Here is a 9,085-nt window from a genome sequence, read left to right as displayed (position 1 = left end):
ATTGTATCTGCATTTGGTCTTGACAGAACCGGACTAAATGCAGCGCACAACTATAAAGACAGAGCTATTATACTGGCAACTTCATATATTATAATGGGAGGTTCTGTCAATGCGTTAAAATATTCGATAAACACCCAAAGGCCTGATGGGAGTACCTTTAATTCATTTCCTTCGGGACATACAGCCACGGCATTTATGGGAGCTGAGTTTCTCTGGCAAGAGTTTAAAGATAGCTCGGTTTGGCCCGGAATAATCGGATACTCTGTTGCTTTAAGTACGGGAATGTACAGAATATATAATGACAGGCACTGGGTTACCGATGTTGCCGCCGGAGCAGGAATCGGTATTCTGAGTACTAAAATGGCATATTGGGCATACCCTTTCCTGAGCAAAATGCTAACCAGAAAAAATAAAAAGAATCAGGATGTAGTACTGACATTTATACCATTAATTTCACGCAGACAAAATGGGCTTGAACTTTTTGTCAGATTCTGAATTATAATTTTCTGTTTTTGGATAAAAAATCAAGGCCTTCCTTAAGGAAAGCCTTGATTTTTCTACATTGTTATTGTTTAATCAGTTTACTCATTGTTATTTTCCCGGTTTCATCAATAATTTTAATAAGATAAATTCCAGGCTTTAAACCGGAGGTAATAATTGTATTATCGGGATTATCTTTTTCATAAACAATCTGACCCGATTGTGATATAATGACGATGCGTTTAATGTTGTCAATACTCCCGATATTGATATGTGTATCAAATGGATTTGGCCAAACCATTGGGGCCTCATCTTTTGTTTGGGTAAGAGAGGTGACCAAATCAAAGTTGGCAGTTAGGGTTGCATCACTTGATGGCATCGGATAGTTGAAACTTTCCTGATCACTTACCACATTATCGCTGGCATCGGTCCAGTTTACAAAAATGTAACCAGTTGCCGGGATGGCTGTAACAGTTGCTTCATCTTCGAAATTGAAGGTTCCGCCACCGGATACTGTTCCTCCTTCATTTATATTTTTGGAAAGCGTTAACTGATAATTAATTTTTACGAAATGTGCAGTGATGATGAAAGATAGTGGTGGCATTTGTTGCGTAAAAACAGGTGTTTCAGCAATAAGCGAACTTCCAATTGTCCAGGCTGTAAAGACATATCCTACCGCTGGTTCAGCGGTTAAAGTGAATTCCTCTTGATGGTGATAAATGCCACCACCTGATACTTCTCCACCTTCTGCTGGAGAAGCAACTGTTGTTAACTGATGTTCTTTAAGTTCAAAGTTGGCAGTCAGACTTACATCACCTGCAGGCATTGTAAGATTGGTTGACGCACTATTCAGGTCATCCAGATACTGAGTATCGCCTGTCCATCCGGTGAACTGATATTCGTTCCCGGGTGAAGCCGAAACAGCAACTACATCGCCAAAGTTGGCAGTTCCGCTTCCGGTTGTGGTGCCCCCTGCGACAGGATTTGCGCTTATCGTAACCGCATAATCGACCAATTCAAAGTTTGCTGTCAGGTTAACGTCTGCGGCAGGCACGGTTAAGCTTGCCGATGGTGCCGTTGGGTCATCCAAATTCTGGGTGTCACCTGTCCATTCCACAAATTGGTAACCTGTTTCAGGTGTGGCGGCAATAGCAACTACATCGCCAAAGTTGGCTGTTCCGCTTCCGGTTGTGGTGCCACCCGCTGCAGTATTTGCACTGATAGCAATTGAATAATCGACTAATTCGAAGTTTGCTGTCAGGTTAACGTCTGCGGCAGGCATGGTTAAGCTTGCCGATGGTGCCGTTAGGTCATCCAAATGCTGGGTGTCGCCGGTCCATTCCACAAATTGGTAACCTGTTTCCGGTGTGGCGGTAATCGCGACTACATCGCCAAAGTTGGCTGTTCCGCTTCCGGTTGTGGTGCCACCTGCTGCAGTATTTGCACTGATAGCAATTGAATAATCGACTAATTCGAAGTTTGCTGTCAGGTTAACACCAGCTGCCGGCATGGTAAGGCTTGCAGATGCTGCGGTTGGGTCATCCAAATACTGGGTGTCACCTGTCCATTCCACAAATTGGTAACCAGTTTCCGGTGTGGCGGCAATAGCAACTACATCGCCAAGGTTGGCTGTTCCACTTCCGGTTGCAGTGCCTCCGGCAGCCGGAATTTTGCTGATGGTTATAGGGTAATCAATTTGCACAAAAAATAGCAGTGAGGGCAACATCGGATGCTGGCATGGTAACCTGAGCTGTTGCCTTTGTGGGATCGTCAATATTTGTAATTGGTCCTGACCATTCTACAAATACATAACCTTCTGCAGGGATTGCAAAAATCGTGGTTTGTTCACCTACACCAAACTGGCCATCACCCGAAATACTTCCTCCTTCAACTGGCGATGCTAAGGTTGTTAAATTAAATGTGGCGAGAATTCCCTGAGCCCGAAGTTGGGCTGCTCTGTCGATTGATTGAAGAATGGGATAACCATCCGCTGTAGCGTCGGTGCTGGCTCCATTTACTGTTTGCCAAATGGTAATAAAATCCAGAGCATTCATGTTGCTTTGTGCAACAACACCTTTCATATCTGTTGTGTTTAACCCAACCAAATTTGTAATGGTTCCATCAATGTAGCCAATTGCATTTGTGAGTAAGGAGGTGCTTTTATCCCAGTATGAATCCTGACAAGTGGCTACTGAAGAATTAGTTCCCAAAATTCCACCTTTGCTTGCCCCTGCCTCTGTTGAGCCAATTGCATAGGATAAAGAAACTGTTGATTGGTTACTGCCGACCAATCCACCAACCTTTTGACCAGATAAACTAGTGACAGTTTCAGCGTTTCCATGTGCATAATTGTTTGTTGCTGCACCAGCATATATGTAACCAATTAATCCTCCAAGGTCCATTCCTGTTCCGGTCAGATCTCCAAAAGCAGCAGAGTTGGTTATAGACCCTCCATTAAAAATACCAACAAGGCCGCCTATGCAACCATTACCACTCACGTCTCCGGTTGCGTAACAATTTTCAACATCGCTGTTCCAGTTATAGCCAATGAGGCCTCCCGGGGAATGTTGGCCGTTAACAATAACATTCGAATGTGAATTAGAAACTGAAGCATTGACGTTATTCCCGATTAGTCCGCCCGAATTCTGGTAGGTGGCAGTCAGAGCCCCCTCCGAACTGCAGTTTATTATGGTTCCGGTATTCACTCCGGTTAATCCTCCAACGTCCTGGTTTCCTCCAAGGGTTCCACTTACATGTACATTTTCAATAGTACCCTGATTATATCCAGCTATCATTCCCGTTGAATTGCCACCCGCAATATCTACTTCAATTAAATAGATATTTTTAATAATGCTGGTCTCTCCGGTATTACCAAAAAAACCTGCATTATTTGCGGTTATATTTATCATTAAACCGATAATGGCATATCCATCCCCATCAAAATTACCTGTAAAGAAATTACTCCATTCCCCAATGGGCTGCCATCCGTTGGCTCCCCACTTGTCGAATCCTGCACCTCCCGGAGTAAGATAGCTCGTTAAATCAATATTTGCAGTGAGGATAAAATGTTTGTCAGCATGTACATCTCCTGTGTAATTGCGTAATTCATCCAGCTGTGCGGCAGTGGCAATTTGCCAGGGGGTGCCACTTGATCCGTCTCCACCTTCGAAATTTTGGGCAAAAATTGAATTTTGGGTTAAAAAGATTAAGAATAAAAGAATAGTAGATGTTCTCATAGGAAAAAAGATTTTAGTAGATTGTTTAAGTGGGTTTAAAACTATTCAATCCTTTTGCTATCTTTGTATTTAACGGCGGGACAAAAGCGGGACAACCCGGTTTGTTTTTGTCAGTGATTTCTTTTTATAGATGAAACAACTTTTTTGATATGGTAAAGGGCCGCTGAATCAAAATCGGAAATATCCGTTTTTTATGAGGCCGAGATTTTTTTTATTCCTTTATCAGAGAATTTTTCTTCGGGTTTTCCTATTATTTTTTGTTGTATTTATAATTGGGTGTGGTTCAAAAGATCATTTTGCAAAAGAAATGGCCGAAAATCAGCATGTTGTTGGTTCAGAAAAAGAAATAATTGTTCTGAATGGCAAAATGCATTTTTACTGGAACCAGTTGCTTGAGCCATCCGACTTTCAACGAGCAAATTCGCCGGAAGCATCTGCTTTGGTTGATTTTCCTGATACATGGAACAATTTTGAGATTGACGAGAACCGTTTGCCTGGTCGCGGACATGCTACCTACAGAACCTGGTTTATAGCTGATACGGTGTTGCCTATGGCACTGAAAGTGGATGATTATTGTAACGCCTTCAAAATATGGATAAATGGAAAGTTTGTTGCCGGGGCAGGTAATCCCGGAACCGGACCAGTCAGCAATATTGCTGCAAAGGTGAATGTTGTTAAGGCTTTTATCCCGGAAAGGGGGATGAATGAGGTGGTAATCCAAACAGCCAATTATGAAGAGAAATACGGTGGTTTCAGACAGCCCTTTCTGATTGGAACAGAAACGGAGATTCGCCGGATTGAATCTGATGAGAAAATTGCCGAAGCATTCGTGCTTGGGGTGATTTTGGCTATGGCTTTATATCACCTTGTATTGTTTGCGTTAAACCGAAAAAGAAAAGCCTTTTTGTGGTTTGGTGCAATGTCTTTTTTTATAGCCCTTCGTCTGGGACTTCTTTCTCACATAGACTTTTTCGACCCCTGGTTGCAGCAAAATGTACATTTCTATCTTAAACTTGCCATTGCAGCAATGTATCTTACATCCGCCGCATTGTTTTTGTTTTTTTATTCGGTATTCCCCGATCGGCTGAAAAAATGGATCCGTGACCTCTATAGTCTGATGGCATTGGCTTTTGTGGGTATCACTTTTATACTCCCGTATTATTTGGTCTCGGTTGGAATTCATTTTTTTCAGCTGTTTTTCCTTTTGGGTTTCTTATATCTTTTTTATCTGACCATCAGGTCATTTTCCGGTTCTTCAAAATATAAGCGGATGATTGGAGTCGGCATATTGTTATTTCTATTGGCCACCGCATTTGAAGCGCTTATTTTTAACCGGGCCGTTTATTCAGGTTATACTTTACATTACGGTTTGGTGGGGTTTATAATTTTTCAGTCGTTTGCATTGTCCGCCGATTTTTCCGAAACTGTTCGAAAGAATCAGGAGTTGACAAAAGTACTCGACAGACAAAACAAAAACTTGAAAAAGGAGGTGGAAGAGAAGTCCAGAGAATCCATAGAAGCCAAAGAGCGGGAATTGTTGACAGTGATGATGCAAAAATCGGGAAACGACAGATTGTTAAGAATAATTGAAGAAAAACTAAGACGGATTTCTCTCAGCCAGGTGGAAGATAGTAATGAAAACATTTCAAATGTTGTGAAGACCATCAATAATGCCCTTCATTCAGACGAGAGTGACAGATATTTTTTTCACTTCGAGAAAATTCATCCCGGTTTTTTTGATTCTTTAAAACATAAGCACCCTTCCCTTAGTCAAAATGAGCTAAAACTTTGTGCTTATCTTAGAATGAACCTTGGAAATCTGGAGATTGCCGGGTTTTTACATGTGGAGCAGGAATCGGTAAGAAAGGCAAAAACCAGGATGCGTAAAAAGATGAACCTGGAGTCAAATCGTGATATTCAGGCATACTTGTTGAACATGAGATAAATTCCTCCCGGGCTATTAATTCTGTGATTGAATGATTTGGAAAAAAAATAACAACTGTTCCAACCGGTCTTTATTGCTCTTGTTTACCTACCATGACATAACATTTTGCAAAAAAGGAGGGTGGAAAGTTGTTATCTTCAATAGCCCTGTAAAGTATAAGTTTTAATCCTTGTTGAACCTATTCATTGCAGCATTCCAGCTGCTTTTCAGTTCATTAAAAGCCTTTTCGGTTCCGGCTTTTAATTCTTCCCAGGCACCTTCGGATGCATTTTTAAGTTCTTCAACCCGTTCTTTGGCTTGGATCCTTTTTTCTATCAACAGTTCCAGCTCATCGTGATATTTGATTCTTAAATCTGCTTCGCTTTGACGGGCTTTGGCATCCAGTTTGTCAATGTCGGCCTGGAGTTCTTTAATCTGAGCCTCGAACTTTTCAATGTAAGCATCTTTATTTTTCATGTTTCGTGTTTTTAAGCTTATTAATACAACAGATTCGAAGGTAGATTTGTTTGATTGCCGCGTTCTGTGGTTAAAATTATTTAATACCCTTAAATTTTTCTATTTTTAGCCTCTAAAATCAAGGGTAAAATGCAAAAACTAAATATCTTTCTCTCATATATTCTATTGTTTCTTTTGTCTGGTATAACTATAGCTGCTCAGCCGCCTGCAGAAAAATGGGAATATCATTTCCCTTTGGAGATTAATCCGAAGGTAAGTGGAAGTTTCGGTGAAATTCGAAGCAATCATTTTCACTCGGGCCTGGACATCACGACTCAGGGAAAAACCGGGTTACCTGTTTTTTCAGCAGATGACGGATTTGTTTCCCGTATTTCAGTGTCCTCGGGTGGGTTTGGTAAAGCGCTGTACATCGACCATCCCTCAGGCTATACCACCGTTTATGCACATCTTGAATCTTTCTCGCCGGTTCTTGATTCATTGGTTCTGGCACTTCAATATCAAAACGAGTCGTTTTCGGTAAACAAATATTTGGCTCCGGGGCAATATCCTGTTAACAGGGGTGAAGTGGTTGCTTTTTCGGGCAATTCGGGAAGTTCTGGTGGTCCGCATCTTCACTTTGAGGTTCGGGTGACGGAAGGACAAAAGCCAATTGATCCGTTGGTATTTTCAACACCGGTCAGGGACAATGTGCGTCCGCATATTTCAGGCATTAAGGTGTATCCTCTGAGTCGGGGCGCTTCCATTAATGGTTTGCATCAACCTCAATACTATCCCGCCGTTTTTTATGACGGGGCATTTCACCTCAAAAACAGCCCGGATATTAAGGCTACCGGAACCATTGGTGTTGGAATTGAAGTGCTTGATTACTATTCGGGTTCGTGGCGCAAATGCGGTATTCACAGCATCGACCTAACTGCAAACGGCGATTCTGTATTTTCTTACATTATGGATGGTTTCTATTTTCACGATACTCGTTTTGTAAACAGCCACATCGATTATGCTGAAAAAATGACATCCGGCCGTTCCATTCAGAAAAGTTTTGTAGAGCAGTACAACAGCATCGATTTATATGAATTTAATGCTCAACGAGGAAAGATAACCATGGAACCGGGGGTTGTTTCTCAGTTTTCCTATTTGGTAAAGGATGTAACTGGCAACTATTCTTCATTAAATTTTCAGATTGAAGGGGATCGCTTCTTGTCTGCTGATAGCGGAGCCGAATCTTCTCAACAACATATTGATGCAGGTAGTCCCTTTTTCTTTGAACAAACAGGACACTTAGTTATAATGAAACAGGGTACTTTTTATACTGATGTAACGGGCCAAATCTATGTGAGAGAATCTTTTATTTCTGAATCAGGTTCGGTTTTTTCGGTGTTAGATAAAACTATACCTGTTCACAATGGTTTTGAAATAAGATTCCCGCTGTCCGATTCCATCGAAACCTCGGGATTATGTGGAGCGGTATTGGATGGTAACCTGAAGCCACAATATGCAGGAGGAGAGGTTGTTGGTTCCGAATTTGTGATAAACAGCCGGGTTTGTGGCGATTTTTTACTTGTAAAGGATACTTTGGCGCCCGTTTTGTACCTGAAGAATCAACCTTACCACAATAATTACATGAGTCGGAAAAGGATGATTGTTCGGTTGAAAGATGACTTTTCAGGAATTGCCGGATATAATTGTTCAATTGATGACCAATGGGCTCTTTTTGAGTATGATGCCAAAAACAATGAATTGATTTGTTATTTTGAAAAAGTCCCTTTCCTTACAAAAGGAACACACATCCTTTCCATAGAAGTCAGCGATAATGCAGGAAATAAGGAGGTGTTGGAAACCAGCTTTAGTTTTTAATTCTTATGCGGAAACTGTTAATCATTATTATTATACTGACGGCCTTTGGGGGAGTGAGTGTAAAAGCGCAAATTGACACCGACAGGATGACTATTATTGGTCGAAATGCGCTCTATTTCGAAGATTATATTCTGGCCATTCAGTATTTCAATCAGATAATTAAGGCAAAGCCCTATTTAGCCGAACCCTATTATTACCGGGCCGTGGGGAAATATCATCTGGAGGACTACCCCGGGGCATTGGAAGATTGTGACAGAGCATTGGAAATTAATCCATATCTGATTGATGGTTATAATCTCAGAGGTATTTTGTACCAGAAGTTAGAAAAACCAGAAGAATCAATTGGGGATTACAAGCGTGGGCTGGAGGTTGACCCCATGAATCTGAACCTGATGATTAATCTGGGCATTGCCTACATTCAGACGGAAGATTATGATAAAGCCACGGAGGTTTATTCGGAAATCCTTAATGAATCACCCAATCTGGTTACTGCCTTTTTAAATCGTGGATTGGCCCGGTTCTCGGCTAAAGATACCATTGGAGCGCTGGAAGATTTCAGCAAAGCAATAAAAACAAATCCTTATATTCCTGATGGTTTTGTGAACAGATCTATGGTATATTATCACCAGGGGGAGTTTGAGAAAGCATTGACAGATGTGAATGATGCATTGAAATTACGTCCGGAAGAGGCATCGCTCTACATGAACCGAGGTATTATTCGTTACCAGTTGGATGATTTGCGGGGAACAATGGTCGATTTTAACAAGTTTGTTGAACTGGAACCACGCAATGCTATGGGCTACAACAATCGTGGTATTCTGCGTGCTGAAATAGGTGACCTCGACGGGGCTATTAATGATTTTTCAAGGGTGCTGGCCATCAGAGGAGAAGACCTTCCCACCTTGTACTACAGAGGTATGCTTTATCAGGAAAAAGGCGAGTTTCGCAATGCTTTGTCAGACTTCAATATTGTGGCAGATGCGTATCCTGATTTTGCACCTGTTTACTCCAATCGTGCAGAAGTACGTCTGGCCCTGGGCCAAAGAGAAGCAGCCCAGCTGGATTACAATACCTCGATGAAACTCGAAATGGATAGGCGTGATGATATAAATAA

General features: G+C 41.6%; 7 protein-coding genes. 4 read left to right on the top strand and 3 right to left on the bottom strand.

Annotation, left to right across the window (positions count from 1 at the left end; genetic code table 11):
- A partial coding sequence (locus tag QZZ43_RS00435; protein WP_291854798.1) for a phosphatase PAP2 family protein occupies positions 1-495 on the top strand: 495 nt, incomplete at its 5' end.
- A 70-nt stretch (positions 496-565) separates the two neighbouring features.
- Here QZZ43_RS00435 and QZZ43_RS00430 read toward each other — a convergent pair.
- Positions 566-2,182, bottom strand: coding sequence for a T9SS type A sorting domain-containing protein (locus QZZ43_RS00430; RefSeq protein WP_291854795.1), 1,617 nt, complete (start codon positions 2,180-2,182; stop codon positions 566-568).
- Positions 2,172-3,716: a GLUG motif-containing protein gene (locus QZZ43_RS00425; protein ID WP_291854791.1), complete on the bottom strand. Its 1,545-nt coding sequence runs from the start codon at positions 3,714-3,716 to the stop codon at positions 2,172-2,174. The genes QZZ43_RS00430 and QZZ43_RS00425 overlap by 11 nt, the downstream gene beginning before the upstream one ends.
- A 307-nt stretch (positions 3,717-4,023) precedes the next feature.
- Here QZZ43_RS00425 and QZZ43_RS00420 point away from each other — a divergent pair, with 307 nt between their 5' ends.
- Positions 4,024-5,661 carry a 7TM diverse intracellular signaling domain-containing protein gene (locus tag QZZ43_RS00420; protein ID WP_291854788.1) on the top strand — a complete coding sequence of 546 codons (1,638 nt, stop codon included), beginning with the start codon at positions 4,024-4,026 and terminating at the stop codon, positions 5,659-5,661.
- 162 nt (positions 5,662-5,823) lie between these two features.
- Here QZZ43_RS00420 and QZZ43_RS00415 read toward each other — a convergent pair whose 3' ends face one another.
- On the bottom strand, positions 5,824-6,117 hold the full coding sequence (locus QZZ43_RS00415; protein ID WP_291854785.1) for a coiled coil domain-containing protein: 294 nt from the start codon (positions 6,115-6,117) through the stop codon (positions 5,824-5,826).
- Between the two features lie 129 nt (positions 6,118-6,246).
- Here QZZ43_RS00415 and QZZ43_RS00410 point away from each other — a divergent pair, with 129 nt between their 5' ends.
- Together QZZ43_RS00410 and QZZ43_RS00405 are read left to right on the top strand one after the other, a co-directional pair.
- A complete protein-coding gene (locus QZZ43_RS00410) occupies positions 6,247-7,971 on the top strand; it encodes a M23 family metallopeptidase (protein WP_291854782.1) in 1,725 nt (574 codons plus the stop codon).
- Positions 7,972-7,976: 5 nt separating this feature from the next.
- A partial coding sequence (locus tag QZZ43_RS00405) for a tetratricopeptide repeat protein (RefSeq protein ID WP_291854779.1) occupies positions 7,977-9,085 on the top strand: 1,109 nt, incomplete at its 3' end.

This window comes from Marinilabilia sp. (assembly GCF_016278715.1).
Classification (GTDB): domain Bacteria; phylum Bacteroidota; class Bacteroidia; order Bacteroidales; family Marinilabiliaceae; genus Marinilabilia.
Note: the sequence above shows the minus strand (reverse complement) of the source record. Positions and strands in the feature narration are given on the sequence as shown.